Genomic DNA, 15,620 nt, shown 5'->3' with positions numbered 1-15,620 from the left:
ACTTTTCATGTCCGCACGAAATACCCTGACCGCTGCCCGCCACGTCGTGGTCGAAGGCCCGATCGGCGTCGGCAAGACCAGTCTTGCCCTCCGTCTGGGCGCCCACATCGACGCTCAACTGCTGCTTGAGCAACCCGAACTGAACCCCTTCCTGAGTCGCTTCTATCAGGACCAACAGCGCTTTGCCTTGCAAACGCAACTGTTTTTCCTCTTTCAACGCGTCGACAAGTTGCGCGAACTGTCGGTACCCGATTCCTTCACCCGCCCGGTAGTCGCCGACTACCTGCTCGAAAAGGATCCGCTGTTCGCGCTGCTGACGCTCAGCGAGGACGAGTATGGGCTCTACCGCAAGGTTTACGAACAACTGTCGCCACCGGCGACGGCACCGGACCTGATCATCTACCTGCAGGCAAAACCGGAAACGCTGATCGCCCGCGTACGCAAACGCGGCGTCGACATGGAGCGCAGGATCGGTGACGCCTACCTTACCCTCCTTGCCGAAAGCTATATGCACTTCTTTCACAACTACGAGGCAGCGCCAGTGATGGTCGTCAATTCGGAGAACATCAATTTCGTCGACCACGACGACGATTTTCAACTGCTGGTGAAACGCATCGAAGCGATGCGCGGACACCGCGAATACTTCAACCGGGGAGAGTAAGCCGATGTCTACCCACGTTGCCGGCCGCCGGTTGACACAGCTCGACCTCGCCAGGATGCGTGCCGACGGTGAAAAGATCGCCGTCCTGACCTGTTATGACGCGAGCTTCGCGCAACTTTGCGACGCTGCCGGCGTCGATGCACTGCTCATCGGCGACTCCCTTGGCATGGTCCTGCAAGGCCACGACTCGACGCTACCGGTCACGCTGACCGACGTGGCTTACCATACCGCGAGCGTCGCGCGCGGCAGCCGCCGCCCGCTGGTCATCGCCGACATGCCCTTCGGTAGCTTCCAGGAGAGCCCACCGCGGGCGCTCCGGAATGCCGTCGCGCTGATGGCTGCCGGCGCACAGATGGTCAAGCTCGAAGGCGGTGCCGACATGGCCGAGACGACTCACTTCCTGACCGCGAGAGGGATCCCGGTCTGTGCACACGTCGGGCTGACGCCGCAATCGGTTCACCAACTCGGCGGCTACCGTGTTCAGGGGCGGGGGGATTCCGCCGCCGCGCGGCTGATCGCCGACGCACTGGCGCAGCAGGAGGCGGGCGCCGGGCTGATCGTCCTCGAAGCCATCCCGCAGGCGCTGGCGGCGGAAGCCACCGGCAAGCTGACCATCCCGACGATCGGCATCGGTGCCAGCCGCGAATGCTCGGGCCAGGTCCTGGTCCTGCACGACATGCTGAGCATCTCTGCCGGCAAGAAAGCCCGCTTCGTCCGCAACTTCATGGTCGGCCAGGAGTCGATCGCTGCCGCTATCGCGGCCTATGTCCTGGCCGTCAAGGATACCAGCTTCCCCGCTGCGGAACACTGCTACTGACTGAAAGCCATGCACATTCACTCATCCATCGCTGAAATGCGAGCCGCGCTGACAAACCGTGGCCGCATCGTCCTGGTGCCGACCATGGGCAACCTCCACGCCGGCCACATCGCGCTGATGACCAGCGCGCGTTCGCACGGGGACACGGTGCTGGCCACCATCTTCGTCAACCGGCTCCAGTTCGGGCCGAATGACGATTTCGACCGCTATCCGCGCACCTTTCAGGCCGACTGCGACCAGCTTGCCGCCGCCGGAGTAGACCTGCTGTTCGCGCCGACCGAGGCCGACCTCTACCCCGAGCCACAGCAGTACCATGTCGACCCGCCCGAAATTGCCCATCAGCTCGATGGCGAATTCCGCCCCGGCCACTTCCGTGGCGTCGCCACGGTCGTCCTCAAGCTATTCAACATCACGCAGCCACAGGTAGCCCTGTTCGGCAAGAAGGACTATCAACAACTGATGGTCCTGCGCCACATGACGCGCCAGATGGCCTTGCCGATCGACATCCTCGGTGGCGAGACCGTCCGTGCCGACGATGGTCTGGCTCTTTCCTCGCGCAACGCCTACCTGTCGTCAGCCGAGCGAGCCGAAGCGCCACGCCTGCACCGCGTCCTGAACCAGGTCAGCGCAGCGGTGCGGGCGGGCGAACGCGAGTTCGCCAGGCTCGAACGGGAAGCGGCCAGCGAACTCGACCAGCACGGCTGGAAAACCGACTATGTCGCCGTGCGCAGACAGGCTGACCTGCAGCGTCCGCAACCCCGCGAAGAGCACGCACTGGTCGTGCTTGCAGCCAGCCGACTGGGCTCGGCGCGACTGATCGATAACGTCGAAATCGACGCTGTCGGCAGCCGTTGACAGGCAGCCATTAGCCGCTACAATGCGCTTCCCCCCCACGCAAAACTGGTGAATCCATGCAGAGAACAATGTTGAAGTCGAAGCTGCACCGCGTAAGCGCCACGCACGCCGAGCTTCACTATGAAGGGTCATGTGCGATCGACGAGGACCTTCTCGATGCAGCAAACATCCGTGAATACGAACAGATAGACATCTGGAACGTGAACAACGGCGAGCGCTTCACGACTTACGCCCTGCGCGCCGAGCGCGGGTCCGGCGTCATCTCGGTGAATGGTTCGGCTGCACGCCGCGCCGCGCCGGGTGACATCCTGATCATTGCCAGCTTCGCGGTGTATCACGAGGTCGAACTCGCCAACTACGCTCCGCACCTGATCTACGTCGATACCCAGAACCGCATTGTGCGCATAGCTGGCCAGATCCCGACGCAAGCCGCTGCCTGAGGGCGATTGCCGCCGCAGCACGTGAAAATGCCGCGACCATGGTCGCGGCATTTTTGTTCCGGAGGGGCACAGTGCTTCAGCCAGGCTAATGTTTTAGGCTGGGGTGAGGAACGAACCCCAACGTTTCAGGGTGGGAATGACGTTGGGGTTCGCAAGCTCACCCCAACCGAACATGGGCGCGCGTCTCAGGCCCGCATCTCAGACCGCTTCCGGCGCCTCCTTCGGCTTGCGTGGCCGACGACTACGGCTGACCGGCTTCTTGGCCGGCTTGACGTCGGCTGCCTCCTCAGTGGCAACCGACTCCGCCACTTCTGCAGCCCCCCCCAATTCCGACCCATCGCGCGCTTCCTGCGTGACCTCGACCGCCTTGAACTCGGCTGCCGGCGCCTCGCTGTCGGACGTCGCGACAAGCGGCAGGGAGTCGGGTGTCGCTGGCCCTTCGACTTCGCCGAAGACCGCCATCTCGGTGCCTGCCTCGGCGGGCGCGTTCGGCTCGGCGGCAAACGAAGCCTCTTGCTTGACCTCCTTCGCCTCCCTCGGCCGTCTGACGCCTTTCTCGGCTGCCTTCCGCCTGCCCTGCCCCTTCTGCCGCGCGCCAGGCTGCTCGCCTGCCTCCTCGCCAGGCGAGCTCTCGACTGGCGGTTCAGCCGCAGCACTCGGCATGGCTTCAGCGACTACTTCCGCCGCCGACTCAAGGCGTGCGACGATGCCGTTGCTGCGCTGGACATAGGTCCCTGACTTTTCGTCACGACCAATCTCGAGCAGGCCGCGTGCCTGTGCCTCCTCAAGCAGATTGCCAAAAGCCCGGAAACCGTAGTACGACTCGCTGAAGTCTGGCTTGCGCCGCTTGATCGCTTCCTTGAGCATCGACGCCCAGATCTTGCTGCTGTCGCCGCGCTCGGCGACGAGCGCATCAAAGGTGGCCACCGCCAGTTCGATGGCCTTGCTCCTGCGCGCCTCGAGCTCAGCCTTGCGCTGCGCATCTTCCTCCGGCGAGCGCCGAACCGCGGGTTGAGCCTCCTTGGAATCTCGCCTCGCCGTTCGCTGGCTCTCACGGACCAGGTCGTCATAAAAGATGAACTCGTCGCAATTGCCGATCAGCAGGTCCGAAGTCGACTGTTTGACGCCGATGCCAATCACGTACTTGGCGTTTTCCCGCAGCTTGGAGACCAGCGGCGAAAAATCCGAATCGCCGCTGATGATCACGAAGGTATCGACATGGGACTTGGTGTAACAGAGGTCCAGCGCATCGACGACCAGGCGGATGTCGGCCGAGTTCTTGCCCGACTGGCGCAGGTGCGGAATTTCGATCAACTCGAAACTCGCCTCGTGCATCGTCGACTTGAAACCCTTGTAGCGTTCCCAGTCGCAATACGCCTTCTTGACGACGATACTGCCCTTGAGCAAGAGACGTTCCAGGACCGGCTTGATGTCAAACTTGTCGTACTTCGCATCGCGCACGCCAAGGGCGACGTTTTCGAAGTCACAATACAACGCCATGATGGCGTTTTCGGGCGCTACGGCCATGATTCATTCTCCACAATCAGACGGAATACCCGACGGGCACTGGACATGGAGTCCATCGCCTGGATGGTAAACAATTACCGGCAGGAAGCAAGGGAAACCCTGCGCCGGATGAGGCCGGGCGAGGCCAAGGGCTCATACTGACCGCTTCGACGGGCTTGCCCATGCGACAAGGGACCGTCGGCACGGTCAACGAAAAAGGGGCGAGTCTCCCCCCGCCCCTTGCTGCCTGCAAACCAGGTCTCAGCTCCTGGCGTTACGCTTGCGTGCGAGCGGGACCAGGCCGAGCAGCGCACCAGCCAACAGCACCAGAGTTCCCGGTTCCGGGTTCGGGGTCGGGATCTCCGTGCCACCCAGGATCGGCAGATAGAAAGCGGTGGCCAGCGGATCGCCCCAGTAACTGTAGCCAACCCAGTGCCCGTCACCCTGCTGATTGCTCACCAGCCACTCGTTGTAGTCTTGCCACCAGTTGCAGTCCGTGCCTCTATCATTGCCGCAGTTACCGGGCAGCAAGTTGGTGATAGCGGTCATGTTGCCCAGCCCGATGGTGGTTTCAAGCCCCTTGTACACCGACCACGTGGCGTAGGGATGGCCGAAGTTGCCATACCAGGTGCCGAACGCTCCTTGTTGCCAATTGGCGTTGAGGAAGCCTAGCGCCTGGTTCACGTCGGCGGCGGGGCCGCCGACCAGATTCAGGCCCAGCAGCAGACCGCCCGTGTCGCTGTGATCGCAAAGCCCACTGTTGGGTCCTTGGTAGCACCCCGCTCCAGTGGTGTGGTCCTGAGCAAAATTGAGCCATTTGGCCAGATCGGTTTTGGTGATACCTGGAGTGATGGCGCCCAGGGTCTGGTCGTAGATCAGGGAGATGATCCCCCACTGGGTGGTGGACATATCCGAATCGTAGCCGTCGTTGAGACCATATCGCCAGCCGCCGATCAAGACACCCTGGTTGGCCGTGCTCTGGCTTGCCGCCCAGGTGTTGGTGATGCCTTGCGCTATGTCCTTCCAGGTCATGTTGGCGAGCGGGCCGGTCGTCGTTGCGACAGCGCCTGGATTGTTCTTGGCATAAAGGGCAATCGCCGGTGCAATCAGCCCGGTGGTATAGCTGTCTTCATTGCCGGCGGCATTCCAGTAAACCGCCGTGCAACTGCCGCCACCGCAGATGTTAACGCCGTCGTTGCGGGTGCTGACGGTGGTCGCACTGGCAGTGCTGAGGAGATAAGCGACGGCCTTGTCAACCTGCGCTTGATAGGCCGCGGCATTGGCGCCCCAATGGCTCTGCTGGGTGAGCATGGCGTAGGCCGCAGCGCCGGTAACCGCAGGCTCGTAGCCACCATAGTTCCAGTATCCTCCCGCTTGCTGTGTTGAGCTCAGGTAGCCGAGACCGGCCTCGATAGCGGTGACGATCTCTGCGTCCGTGGCCGCCATCGCAGTGTTCGCACCCCAGGCTGTGCAAGCCAAGGTCACCGCCAACGCCAGCTTCTTGCTGCTTCTCTTCGTGTTCATGGTTTCATACCCTCTCGACATTCGTGTAATGTCTTGCTCTATCGACTGATGGTCCAACCTGGATTAACCAGGACCGGAAAACCTGCATGACCAGATCTACACTCACCAAAATTCATTCATGACCCCTCTCCAAGATGATCAAATCGAACGAACGTGAAAACCACCCGATCAAGCGTGCTGGCTACATTTAGCCGTTTGGGTGGTGGATTCTCCAAGCAAGAGACAGGCATAAACCATGCCGGAAGTAGGTCAAATATCCAATAACCCTATTTAATTGATGATTATTGTTCTGTTCGGCGACTGGCAATCGCAAGGACCAGGATTTCCAATCAGGTCTGTAAAAATTGTCGACAGTGAATGACCTTACCGCCGCAGGCTCATGCGTACAAAATCCCACATTACGCGACATTTCCTGCCGTTTTTGGCCATCATGTCCCACTTTTCCAGGACAACTCGGCGAATGACAAGCAAGGTAACGCTGATTGGCCGATCAGAAGCGCGTAAGCCAGGTGTAAAGATTTCCGACATCGTCGCCCGAACCAATGGTCACTCACCGACGGTTCGGCAGCGTCGGCTCGACCAGCTTTCAGGCGCGCCATGAAACGATCCTCTGAGGCGCAGGAGCCAGTTCAGGCAGCGCTACGGCAAATTCGTGAAGCGCTCACCGCAAGGCTCGCCGACTCTTGAGCCGACGCGCGCACCACTCCACCCACTCGGCAGGAATGAGATCGATGCAGCTCATCAAGGACCTTTCCACTTCAGCGGTGATCGCCGGCTTCGTCGCCGTTCTGGTCGGCTTCACCAGTTCGGCGGTGATCGTCTTCCAGGCGGCCCAGGCGTTGCACGCGACGGCGGCCGAGATCGCGTCCTGGATGTGTGCGCTGGGGATCGGCATGGGTCTGACCAGCATCGCGCTGTCGCTACGCTTCCGGGTACCGATTCTGACCGCCTGGTCCACGCCCGGCGCGGCGATGCTGATCACCAGTGCTTCGGGCGTCTCGATGCCCGAAGCCATTGGCGCTTTTCTCGTTTCGGCGGCGCTGATCACCGTCTCGGGATTCAGTGGCTGGTTCGAACGAATGATCGGCCGGATTCCGATCTCGCTCGCCTCAGGCATGCTCGCCGGCGTCCTGCTGCGCTTCGGCCTGGATGCCTTCGTCGCCATGACGAGCCAGTTCGCGTTGGTCTTCCCGATGTTCTGCGCTTACCTGATCTGCCGCCGGCTCGTGCCGCGCTACGCGATCGTCGTCACCCTGGTCCTTGGCGTCGGACTCGCCGCGCTGCAGGGACTGCTGCGCGTGGACGGCATCCGGCTCGAGCTGGCGACACCGGTGTTCACCGTCCCGTCCTTCTCGTGGCGAGCGCTGATCGGCGTTGCGCTGCCGCTGTATGTGGTCACCATGGCCTCACAGAATGTCCCCGGCGTAGCCGTCATCCGCGCCTCGGGCTATCAGGTGCCGATCTCGCCACTGATCGGCTGGACCGGCGCCGCCAACCTGCTGCTCGCCCCTTTTGGTGGCTTTGCCCTCAACCTGGCAGCGATCACGGCAGCGATCTGCATGGGCCGTGAAGCGCACGAAGACCCCGCCAGGCGCTACGTCGCCGCGCTGGCCGCCGGCGCTTTCTACCTGCTGATCGGGATTTTCGGAGCCACCGTTGGCTCGCTTTTTCTCGCCTTCCCCAGGGAACTGGTCGTGGCGATCGCCGGCTTCGCGCTGCTCGGAACGATCGGTAGTGGCCTCGCCGCGGCCTTGGCCCCTGAAGCCGAGCGCGAACCGGCGCTGCTGACCTTTCTGGTCACCGCTTCGGGAATCGCGCTGGGCGGCATTGGCTCCGCCTTCTGGGGGCTGCTGGCTGGGGTGGCGGCGCTCATCGTTCTGCGAACGACGCCGGCAAAGCGGCCCGCCTAGCCCTCGAGCGCTTCCCAGCGTTCGAGCAAGAGGAGCAGTTGCTCGTCGATTTCGCTTGAACGTGTCGACAGCCGTTGCGCTTCCTGCGGCTGCGACTGGTACAGCGCCGGGTCGGCCAGACGCTCGCCGATCGACGCCTGCTCGGCTTCGAGGGCAGCGATGCGTTGCGGCAGCTCGGCCAGCTCGCGTGACTCCTTCCACGACAGCTTGCCGGCAGCGGCGGCTTTCTGCCGGGTTGGCTTCGTCGCCTCGCCCGGGGGCAAATCACCACCGCGTTTCGCGGCGTTCGTCGCCGGGGTCTCGTCCGCGCGGCGAGTGGCCTGATAGTTGGCCCAGTCCTGATAACCGCCGGCGTACTCCCGCCACACGCCGTCACCTTCGGCAGCGATGGTCTGCGTGACCACGTTGTCGATGAAGGCACGGTCATGGCTGACCAGAAAAAGCGTGCCGCTGTAGTCCTGCAACAACTCCTCGAGCAGTTCGAGCGTTTCGATGTCAAGGTCGTTGGTCGGTTCGTCGAGCACCAGCACGTTCGCCGGCCGCGCAAAAAGGCGGGCCAGCAGCAGGCGGTTGCGCTCGCCGCCGGAGAGCGAACTGACCAGCGAACGCGCACGCTGCGGGGCAAAGAGAAAATCACCGAGATAGCTGATCACGTGTTTGCGCTGGTTGCCGATTTCGACGAAATCCGAGCCCGGCGAAATGACGTCGATCAGCGTCGCCTGCTCATCGAGCTTGCTCCTGAACTGGTCGAAATAAGCCACTTCCACCTTTGTCCCGAGATGCACCTTACCCTGGTCGGGAGCCAGTTCGCCCAGGATCAGACGGAGCAGCGTTGTCTTGCCGGCTCCGTTGGGGCCGATGACGCCGATCTTGTCACCGCGCTGCAAGCGGCACGAAAAATCGCGCACCACCCTCTTGTCGCCGAAGCTTTTTCCCACGTGTTCGAGCGCGGCCACCAGCTTGCCGCTCCTGACCCCGGCGTCGAGCGCCATGTCGACCTTTCCCTGTCGTTCGCGCCGGGCCGCACGCTCCCGGCGCAGTTGCTCCAGGCGCAGCACGCGCCCTTCGTTGCGCGTCCGGCGCGCCTTGATCCCCTGCCTGATCCACACTTCCTCTTGTGCCAGAAACTTGTCGAAGCGGGCGTTGTTGATCGCCTCGTCGTGCAGCATCGCCTCCTTGCGCGCCTGATACTCGCTGAAGCTGCCGGGACACGACAGCAGGCGGCCGCGATCGAGTTCGACGATACGTGTCGCGACGCGCTCGAGAAAGCGGCGGTCATGGGTGATGAAGACCAGCGTGACGCCCGAAGAAACCAGCATCTCCTCGAGCCATTCGATGGCGCCGATGTCAAGATGGTTGGTCGGCTCGTCGAGCAGCAACAGTTCCGGCGAAACGGCCAGCGCCTGCGCCAGCGCCAGGCGCTTCTTCTGCCCCCCGGAAAGCGTCCCGACCAATGCGTCGGCTTCTAGCGAGAAGCGCTGAATGACGCGCTCGGCCTGCGCCTCGAACGACCAGGCATGGCGCGCATCGAGTTCCGTCTGCAGGGTATGCATGCGCTCAAGAAGACCCTCATGATCGGCGCCTGCTTCGCCAAGTGCGTGCGAGACGGCGTGGTATTCGGCGAGCAGGAGCGACAACTCACCCATGCCCGCCACCACGGCTTCAAAGACCGTCAGATCAGGGTTGAAAGGCGGCTCCTGGGGGACATAACCGACCCGCAGACCCGGCTGCTGCCACACCTTGCCGTCGTCGAGCGCGCCGCTGCCGGCCAGAGCACACAGCAGTGAGGACTTGCCAGTGCCGTTACGACCGATCAACGCTACACGCTCGCCGGGGTCAAGCTGGAAGTCGGCATGATCGAGGAGCGGCACATGGCCAAAAGCGAGCGAGGCGTCGGAGAGAATCAGGTAGGGCATGAGTGCTTATCGGTTCCGGTAGATGGGCAAGACTGAAGCAGGGTCGCCACTGACTGCGCCGGAATGATGCTCGTCAGCCCCCTGGCGGGAATACTCGATTGGCGCAATCGGCAGGCAGCGGCTACAATACGGCCCCTGCTCCTCGTAGCACAATGGATAGTGCACACGCCTCCTAAGCGTGGGATACAGGTTCGATTCCTGTCGAGGGGACCCGCTCGGTTTCCCGGCGAGCGGGCCCCTCAAGTCATCCAGATCATCCCATTCGCGGCTTGGTCTTCTGCCACGCCGGCAGTGCGTCGATGCGTGCATACCATCGTTGCAGATGCTCATGACTGGCCCACGGCATCTTCGCGGCAGCGGCATACTCGAGTGGAGCCGCCATGGCCAGGTCCGCCAGCGTCACGTCGTCGCCCACCAGATAGTCGCGTTGCGCGAGATGCTGATCAAGGATGCTCGCCGTGCGCAGAAAATTCGCTTCGGCATTCTGCACCACTTTGCCGTCCGGCGATCCCTGTTGCAGCATGGCCTTGAGGAGGTTCTCCCATAACAAGGGACCGCAAGCCGGCATCCATTCCGAGAGTTGCCAGCACTGCCAGCGGCAGATGTCGGCGCGGACCTGTGCGTCATCGGGCCACAAGCCGTTCGGCTTCTGACTCGCCAGATATTGCATGATCGCGTTCGATTCCCAGAGCACGAAGTCGCCATCGACCAGCACCGGCATCTTGCCATTCGGGTTGAGCTTCAGGAATTCCGGCGTACGGCTTTCCCCTTTGGTAAGATCAACGACTTGGTAGTCGAGCGGCAAGTCGAGGTGCGCTGCGACCGCCATGACCTTGCGCGCATTGGGTGATAGCGGGAAAACATAAGCTTTCATTGAACTCTCCTCTGAGTGGAAGCCCCCGAAAGGGGGGAATTCAGCCGCGCAACCGCGCGACGGCAAGTATCCTTGGCATCTTCAGCCAGGTCAAGGCAGCTCACGCAAGAGCCAGGACTTCACCGGCGTGGTCAGCGACTGTCCGCTAGCGCTTGGCGCGACGACCCATGGCGGTCGATTTTGAAACGGAGCGACGAGATGAGCAGTGAAACCATCCTTGAAAAGGAAGCGCACTACCTCTCCGGGTGGCTGGCGCTTTTCCTGTGGCTGCTGGCCCTGGCTGGCGTCATCTGGCTTTTTCTGGGCAGCATTGTGCAGCGCGGCGAGCCGCCTGTCGCGGCGATTCTCGGGCTCGTCCTGCTGGGCTTTCTGAGCAAGGGATTCGTTATCCTGCAACCCAATATCGCCGGCGTGTTGATTTTCTTCGGGCGCTATTCCGGAAGCATTCGCGAGAGCGGCTTCTTCTGGTTCAATCCCTTCTGCAAGCGGCAGAACATCTCGCTGCGCGTGGTCAATCTCAATACCCCGACGCTCAAGGTCAACGACATGGCCGGTAACCCGATCGAGGTCGCCGCCGTCATCGCGTGGCGGGTGAACGACACCGCCAAGGCCAGCTTCGAAGTAGAAGACTACGCCAGCTTCCTGGCCATCCAGGGCGAGTCGGCGATCCGCGCCGTGATCAGCACCCGCGTCTACGACGGCGACCACGACGGTCGCAATTCACTCCGCGGCGATCTCATTGCCGTCGCGCGGATGCTCACCGAAACGATCCAGTTGCACGTCGAACTCGCTGGACTGGAGATCATCGAGGCAAAAATCACCCACCTCGCCTACGCGCCGGAAATCGCCTCGGCGATGTTGCGCCGGCAACAGGCCGCCGCCGTCATCGCAGCTCGCCAACTGATCGTTGAAGGCGCGGTTGGCATGGTCAAAATGGCGCTCGACAAATTGCAGGCCGACGGTGTGGTCGTCCTCTCCGACGCGGATCGAATTCACTTGACCAGCAACCTGCTCACCGTGCTGGTCTCGGAGTCGGAAACGCAGCCGGTACTTTCGCTGTCGCGCTAGGCTAGAATAACGAACTCCCGAAAACCCCATACAGCCAAAATTCCATGCGCCACCCCAGCGAAGTCCTGTTCGCAGGCGAAAAGCCGTTTCCGATGATGCCCGCCGTCGACCACTATGCCGGCTCCGAAAAACTGATCACCAAGGCCCTGCAGCTACAGAATCAGTTGGGCCCGATCTTCGACATCACCTGTGATTGCGAGGATGGCGCGTCGACCGGCGCCGACCGCCAGCATGCGGAAATGGTCGCCGAGTTGATCATGTCGGCCGCTAACCGGCACGGGCGAGTCGGCACGCGCATCCACGACATCGGCCACCCCGCCTGGCAACAGGATATCGAGATCATCGTCGCCCGCGCCGGCCAACGACTGGCCTATGTGACACTGCCCAAGGTGAGCGGCAGTGCCGACGTCAGGACCCAACTTCGCGAGTTGCACCGCGTGCTGGCCGCCGCCGGCGTCGACCGCCCGATTCCGGTGCACGTCCTCATCGAGACGCACGGTGCCTTGCGTGAAGTGTGGGACATCGCGGCGATTCCTGACGTCGAATCACTCGACTTCGGGCTGATGGATTTTGTCAGCGCGCACCACGGCGCGATCCCTGGTTCGGCGATGAAAAGCCCGGGACAGTTCGAGCATCCGCTGGTGGTCCGCGCCAAGTGTGAAATCTCCGCCGCCGCACTGGCCAACGGCGTCGTGCCCTCGCACAACGTCACCACCGAACTCCGCGACCTCGATGTCATCCGCCTGAATGCGGAGCGGGCGCGCAACGAATTCGGCTATCTGCGCATGTGGAGCATTCATCCAAATCAGATCATGCCCATCGTCGAAGCGATGCGCCCTGACTTTTCCGAGGTGGAGACGGCGGCCGCGATCCTGATCGCCGCCCAGGACTGCGGCTGGGGGCCAATCCAGCATCATGGACTACTGCACGACCGCGCCTCGTATCGCTACTACTGGGAACTGCTGGCGCGCGCGCAGGCAACCGGAATGCGCCTTCCCGATGAAGCCGTGCAGCGTTTCTTCGCCGGAGGCCGGTGATGAGCTTGCTGCCGGAACTGACAGCGAAAGTGCTCGCCTTCCGCGACGAACGCAACTGGGCGCAGTTCCACAGCTTGCGCAACCTGATCGTTTCGCTCAATCTCGAAGCCAGCGAGTTGCTCGAACTGACGCAATGGAAGAGCGATGCCGAGATGATCGCCCTGTCCGACAGCGCCCCGGAGCAGGAAGCGCTGCGCGACGAATGTGCCGACGTCCTGATCTACCTGCTGCTGATTGCCGACAAGGCCGGCATCGATCTGGAAGAAGCCGTACGAGCCAAACTGGTCAAGAACGCTGCCAAGTACCCGGCCGCAGTCAGCCATGGATCGAGCTGGAAATATTATGCCAACGCCCAAACGATCATGACTTTGCAGGACACCACCGGCAAAGAAAGTCATGACCATCTACCTCCTTCCCGGCCCCGCACCGCGAAGAAGGGAGATTCTTGAGTCGCTGACGCGACTTTTACATCAACGGGGTTTCAGGACTCGTGGCTCTCGAGCGTGAAAGTCACGCCCTGATCGAGCCCGAGACCTCGACCAGCCGGGGCATCACATCCTTTGGCGATCAAGAAGCATTAGCCACGCCGGGCCGCTTCGATCGCCGCGGTGTCGATCTTTCTCACCTGCATCATCGCCTCGAAAGCGCGCCTGGCTGCGGCGCGATCGGGATCAGCGATGGCGGCAGTGAGCGCGCGCGGCGTGATCTGCCACGAGAGGCCCCACTTATCCTTGCACCAGCCACAGGCGCTCTCCTGACCACCATTGCCCACCACCACGTTCCACAAGCGATCGGTTTCGGCTTGGTCGTCAGTTGCAACCTGAAACGAAAAAGCCTCGTTGTGCTTGAACGTCGAGCCACCATTCAGGCCGAGACAAGGGGTGCCGATCACCGTGAACTCTACCGTCAAGACATCGCCCTGCTTGCCCGCGGGATAGTCGTCGGGGGCGCGATGGACCGTTCCCACCGCGCTGTCCGGGAACGTCTCGGCGTAGAACTTCGCGGCGTCCAAGGCCGTGCCGTCGTACCAGAGACAGATCGTATTCTTGGGGACCATATTCGTTCTCCATTCGCTATCCTTTACGTGAATCCTACCTGCGCAAGCTTACTCATGGGTCAACCAGTAGCGCCGAACCTGGAAGCGCCAGTTGCTTCTCGGGGCCAATGCCGGTCCCGATCGTCGCCGGGGGCTCACTGATCATGTCAGCAAAACGATCCTTGATCGGCGACGAGATGTCAGTGCCCAGAAGCTGTGAGGCCCGTTCGCCTCGAACCGGGGTTGAATCCGGCGTCAATCCTGCCACTGCCCACATCGGGCATCGTCTGCCGCAGCGACAGGCATTCGACTCGGCTTCAGGCACCCGCCAGCCCGGCACAACTACCAACCGGGCTCTCGAGCGAGGAAGCCGCGCCCGGATCGAGGCCCGAAACCTCGACCAGCCAGGGCATCACATCCTGTAGCGTCGACTGCTGGGTCCACGGCGGGTTCATGGGCCTGCCCCGCGTGCGCCCAACGTTTGAGCTCAGGCTGCGGCCCATCAGGGCCGTCGCGCCGGCAGCGAATTGTTGGGCACCAGGCTCACAGTGCCGCGATAAATTCTTCCGGAGAAACGTCAGCTTGACGGAGAACACCAGCAAGGGTTCCAGTTTTTATTTCGCTGTGAGCTGGAACCACGCAAGCTCGTGCCCCCCGGCGCATGATGACGTGGCTGCCGGTCTGGCGAACTCGCACGAAACCCAACCGCTCAAGCGCTTTTATCGCGTCGGCTCCGGAGACGTGCGGCAATTTAGGCATGAGCGGGTACGCTAAACATTGTCACCAAGGGATGACCTGGTGCGCGAAGAGGAAACTCAGACAAATAGAGTGCTGTAGCCTCCGTTAGATTTGCAATTGCCTCTTCAACAGTTTCACCCTGGGTTGTGGTGCCCGTTTCGGGATTGAGGGCGATATAGCCACCCTCCTCGGCATGCGTGAGAACAGCGGTGAGTTCCATGGCCTTGTTCCTTTGAAAGCGTTAATTGTTTCGCAAACTGGATATCGGTGACCAACGTTTGAATTCAGGGGCCGCCGAAGCCCGAAGGGCGGAGGGCACGGGTAAGCGCAGCCTGCCCGCGGTCCGCTGGAACGAATGGTTGGCCCCACTGCGTGCGCGAATGACGTAGCCCTGAAAGGCGGGAATGGCGATGGCTGCCACGATGCCCAGAAGGGCGACGCCTACGAAGATGATCAGTCCCCACTTGGACCAGGACCGCTGCACTCGATTGAAGTGCTCCAGGCTTTCCCATCGCTTGTTTCTCCAAGCGAGTTCTCTGCCCTTGAAGCCGAGGTAGAACGCGAATATGAAGCCTACATAGGGTACCAGCGCGAGAAGGCCAATCCATGTCTTGTTGAAGATGGACCAGATCCAGTTCCAGAAGAAAGCTCCCCAAGACCATCCCTTGACGCCATCCGGCAAGACTATGTTGCTCCCCCCGCCTGAGTTGTTCTCTGACTCGACGGGAACGTCGCTGACGACGGATCTCGGGGGTTGATAAGGGTTTTCCATGGTCATAAGCGCCTCCCAGCGTGTGGTCTACGGATTGACGTTGGATACCGACGAGAGGCTGACCGCGCGCCTAGGGCGGGCTGCAGGGAGAGGAGATTCCTTGCTTCCTCGCCTCCGAGCGGGAATGTTACCGGTAAAGATACCACAGTGCGCGACTCGCCATCGGGTACCGAGCGGAACTGCGGGATCCGCGACGCCTAAGGTCGAAGCTCAGCCGACCGACGCGGCTTTATGCGCTCCGGTCGCCTGGATCTCCGGCTTAGGCCGAGTAATTGTGGTTCGTTCCCCATTTTTCCCAATCAAGACTCTATGACGCCCAACGTGAAAGCCAAGCCGTCGTAATGCCGGCGCGAAGCGGAGGCAAGGGCGTCGGCTGGAGGGACTTGTTGGGCATGCATGGACTACTACGGGTACTGGTATACCGGCGTCTCAATTACTCTGCGGGACTTCCTGTTGCTCTTGATGA

Annotated in this window: 15 protein-coding genes, 1 tRNA gene and 3 pseudogenes; 9 read left to right on the top strand and 10 right to left on the bottom strand. The window is 61.9% G+C overall.

Going from position 1 to position 15,620, the window contains the following annotated elements; translation table 11 throughout:
* The first annotated feature begins 7 nt into the window (after window positions 1-7).
* The 4 genes from ACCAA_RS20060 to panD are packed head-to-tail and all read left to right on the top strand — an operon-like array spanning window position 8 to window position 2,773.
* On the top strand, window positions 8-661 hold the full coding sequence (locus ACCAA_RS20060) for a deoxynucleoside kinase (protein ID WP_186409020.1): 654 nt from the start codon (window positions 8-10) through the stop codon (window positions 659-661).
* A 4-nt stretch (window positions 662-665) separates the two neighbouring features.
* Window positions 666-1,478 carry a 3-methyl-2-oxobutanoate hydroxymethyltransferase gene (gene panB / locus ACCAA_RS20055; RefSeq protein WP_186409019.1) on the top strand — a complete coding sequence of 271 codons (813 nt, stop codon included), beginning with the start codon at window positions 666-668 and terminating at the stop codon, window positions 1,476-1,478.
* Window positions 1,479-1,487: 9 nt separating this feature from the next.
* Window positions 1,488-2,333, top strand: coding sequence for a pantoate--beta-alanine ligase (gene panC / locus ACCAA_RS20050; RefSeq protein ID WP_186409018.1), 846 nt, complete (start codon window positions 1,488-1,490; stop codon window positions 2,331-2,333).
* Window positions 2,334-2,389: 56 nt separating this feature from the next.
* The gene (gene panD / locus ACCAA_RS20045; protein WP_186409017.1) at window positions 2,390-2,773 is read left to right on the top strand and encodes an aspartate 1-decarboxylase; all 384 of its coding nucleotides are present in this window, start codon (window positions 2,390-2,392) and stop codon (window positions 2,771-2,773) included.
* Between the two features lie 198 nt (window positions 2,774-2,971).
* Here the strand turns inward: panD and ACCAA_RS20040 are convergent, their stop codons facing one another.
* Together ACCAA_RS20040 and ACCAA_RS20035 are read right to left on the bottom strand one after the other, a co-directional pair.
* Window positions 2,972-4,300, bottom strand: coding sequence for an NYN domain-containing protein (locus ACCAA_RS20040; RefSeq protein ID WP_186409016.1), 1,329 nt, complete (start codon window positions 4,298-4,300; stop codon window positions 2,972-2,974).
* A 240-nt stretch (window positions 4,301-4,540) separates the two neighbouring features.
* Window positions 4,541-5,803 (bottom strand): hypothetical protein, encoded by a 1,263-nt coding sequence (locus ACCAA_RS20035; protein ID WP_186409015.1) that lies wholly within the window; start codon window positions 5,801-5,803, stop codon window positions 4,541-4,543.
* A 722-nt stretch (window positions 5,804-6,525) separates the two neighbouring features.
* Here ACCAA_RS20035 and ACCAA_RS20030 point away from each other — a divergent pair.
* A complete protein-coding gene (locus tag ACCAA_RS20030; RefSeq protein WP_222104818.1) occupies window positions 6,526-7,713 on the top strand; it encodes a benzoate/H(+) symporter BenE family transporter in 1,188 nt (395 codons plus the stop codon).
* Here ACCAA_RS20030 and ACCAA_RS22810 read toward each other — a convergent pair.
* The 3 genes and pseudogenes from ACCAA_RS22810 to ACCAA_RS22800 form a co-directional block, all read right to left on the bottom strand.
* A complete protein-coding gene (locus tag ACCAA_RS22810; protein ID WP_425394507.1) occupies window positions 7,710-8,081 on the bottom strand; it encodes a hypothetical protein in 372 nt (123 codons plus the stop codon). The two genes, ACCAA_RS20030 and ACCAA_RS22810, sit on opposite strands and share 4 nt — an antisense overlap.
* A gap of 195 nt (window positions 8,082-8,276) precedes the next feature.
* Window positions 8,277-8,588: pseudogene (locus tag ACCAA_RS22805) on the bottom strand (ATP-binding cassette domain-containing protein); the annotation flags it as partial.
* 540 nt (window positions 8,589-9,128) lie between these two features.
* A pseudogene (locus ACCAA_RS22800) lies at window positions 9,129-9,629 on the bottom strand (ATP-binding cassette domain-containing protein); the annotation flags it as partial.
* A gap of 138 nt (window positions 9,630-9,767) precedes the next feature.
* Here ACCAA_RS22800 and ACCAA_RS20020 point away from each other — a divergent pair.
* Window positions 9,768-9,839, top strand: a tRNA-Arg gene (locus ACCAA_RS20020).
* 43 nt (window positions 9,840-9,882) lie between these two features.
* Here ACCAA_RS20020 and ACCAA_RS20015 read toward each other — a convergent pair.
* The gene (locus tag ACCAA_RS20015; protein WP_186409012.1) at window positions 9,883-10,503 is read right to left on the bottom strand and encodes a glutathione S-transferase family protein; all 621 of its coding nucleotides are present in this window, start codon (window positions 10,501-10,503) and stop codon (window positions 9,883-9,885) included.
* A 198-nt stretch (window positions 10,504-10,701) separates the two neighbouring features.
* Here ACCAA_RS20015 and ACCAA_RS20010 point away from each other — a divergent pair, with 198 nt between their 5' ends.
* The 3 genes and pseudogenes from ACCAA_RS20010 to ACCAA_RS20000 form a co-directional block, all read left to right on the top strand.
* On the top strand, window positions 10,702-11,571 hold the full coding sequence (locus tag ACCAA_RS20010; RefSeq protein WP_186409011.1) for an SPFH domain-containing protein: 870 nt from the start codon (window positions 10,702-10,704) through the stop codon (window positions 11,569-11,571).
* Window positions 11,572-11,615: 44 nt separating this feature from the next.
* The gene (locus ACCAA_RS20005; protein WP_186409010.1) at window positions 11,616-12,608 is read left to right on the top strand and encodes an HpcH/HpaI aldolase/citrate lyase family protein; all 993 of its coding nucleotides are present in this window, start codon (window positions 11,616-11,618) and stop codon (window positions 12,606-12,608) included.
* Window positions 12,608-12,949: pseudogene (locus ACCAA_RS20000) on the top strand (nucleotide pyrophosphohydrolase); the annotation flags it as partial. The gene ACCAA_RS20005 and the pseudogene ACCAA_RS20000, both read left to right, overlap by 1 nt.
* Window positions 12,950-13,185: 236 nt before the next feature.
* On the opposite strand, the gene ACCAA_RS19995 reads toward ACCAA_RS20000, so the two are convergent.
* From ACCAA_RS19995 to ACCAA_RS19980, 4 genes are all read right to left on the bottom strand, one after another.
* Window positions 13,186-13,665 (bottom strand): VOC family protein, encoded by a 480-nt coding sequence (locus ACCAA_RS19995; RefSeq protein ID WP_186409008.1) that lies wholly within the window; start codon window positions 13,663-13,665, stop codon window positions 13,186-13,188.
* Between the two features lie 522 nt (window positions 13,666-14,187).
* Window positions 14,188-14,403, bottom strand: a complete 216-nt coding sequence (locus ACCAA_RS19990) for a type II toxin-antitoxin system HicA family toxin (protein ID WP_186409007.1) — start codon at window positions 14,401-14,403, stop codon at window positions 14,188-14,190.
* Window positions 14,396-14,602 carry a type II toxin-antitoxin system HicB family antitoxin gene (locus tag ACCAA_RS19985; RefSeq protein ID WP_186409006.1) on the bottom strand — a complete coding sequence of 69 codons (207 nt, stop codon included), beginning with the start codon at window positions 14,600-14,602 and terminating at the stop codon, window positions 14,396-14,398. The genes ACCAA_RS19990 and ACCAA_RS19985 overlap by 8 nt, the downstream gene beginning before the upstream one ends.
* A 21-nt stretch (window positions 14,603-14,623) precedes the next feature.
* On the bottom strand, window positions 14,624-15,160 hold the full coding sequence (locus tag ACCAA_RS19980; protein ID WP_186409005.1) for a hypothetical protein: 537 nt from the start codon (window positions 15,158-15,160) through the stop codon (window positions 14,624-14,626).
* Window positions 15,161-15,620 lie beyond the last annotated feature (460 nt).

Source organism: Candidatus Accumulibacter aalborgensis (assembly GCF_900089955.1).
Classification (GTDB): domain Bacteria; phylum Pseudomonadota; class Gammaproteobacteria; order Burkholderiales; family Rhodocyclaceae; genus Accumulibacter; species Accumulibacter aalborgensis.
Note: the sequence above shows the minus strand (reverse complement) of the source record. Positions and strands in the feature narration are given on the sequence as shown.

Bases quoted from the DNA above. Each gene is read 5' to 3' on its own strand.
- ACCAA_RS20060 (WP_186409020.1), top strand. From the start codon at position 8: ATGTCCGCACGAAATACCCTGACCGCTGCCCGCCACGTCGTGGTCGAA.
- panB (WP_186409019.1), top strand. From the start codon at position 666: ATGTCTACCCACGTTGCCGGCCGCCGGTTGACACAGCTCGACCTCGCC.
- panC (WP_186409018.1), top strand. From the start codon at position 1,488: ATGCACATTCACTCATCCATCGCTGAAATGCGAGCCGCGCTGACAAAC.
- panD (WP_186409017.1), top strand. From the start codon at position 2,390: ATGCAGAGAACAATGTTGAAGTCGAAGCTGCACCGCGTAAGCGCCACG.
- ACCAA_RS20040 (WP_186409016.1), bottom strand. From the start codon at position 4,300: ATGGCCGTAGCGCCCGAAAACGCCATCATGGCGTTGTATTGTGACTTC.
- ACCAA_RS20035 (WP_186409015.1), bottom strand. From the start codon at position 5,803: ATGAACACGAAGAGAAGCAGCAAGAAGCTGGCGTTGGCGGTGACCTTG.
- ACCAA_RS20030 (WP_222104818.1), top strand. From the start codon at position 6,526: ATGAGATCGATGCAGCTCATCAAGGACCTTTCCACTTCAGCGGTGATC.
- ACCAA_RS20015 (WP_186409012.1), bottom strand. From the start codon at position 10,503: ATGAAAGCTTATGTTTTCCCGCTATCACCCAATGCGCGCAAGGTCATG.
- ACCAA_RS20010 (WP_186409011.1), top strand. From the start codon at position 10,702: ATGAGCAGTGAAACCATCCTTGAAAAGGAAGCGCACTACCTCTCCGGG.
- ACCAA_RS20005 (WP_186409010.1), top strand. From the start codon at position 11,616: ATGCGCCACCCCAGCGAAGTCCTGTTCGCAGGCGAAAAGCCGTTTCCG.
- ACCAA_RS19995 (WP_186409008.1), bottom strand. From the start codon at position 13,665: ATGGTCCCCAAGAATACGATCTGTCTCTGGTACGACGGCACGGCCTTG.
- ACCAA_RS19990 (WP_186409007.1), bottom strand. From the start codon at position 14,403: ATGCCTAAATTGCCGCACGTCTCCGGAGCCGACGCGATAAAAGCGCTT.
- ACCAA_RS19985 (WP_186409006.1), bottom strand. From the start codon at position 14,602: ATGGAACTCACCGCTGTTCTCACGCATGCCGAGGAGGGTGGCTATATC.
- ACCAA_RS19980 (WP_186409005.1), bottom strand. From the start codon at position 15,160: ATGACCATGGAAAACCCTTATCAACCCCCGAGATCCGTCGTCAGCGAC.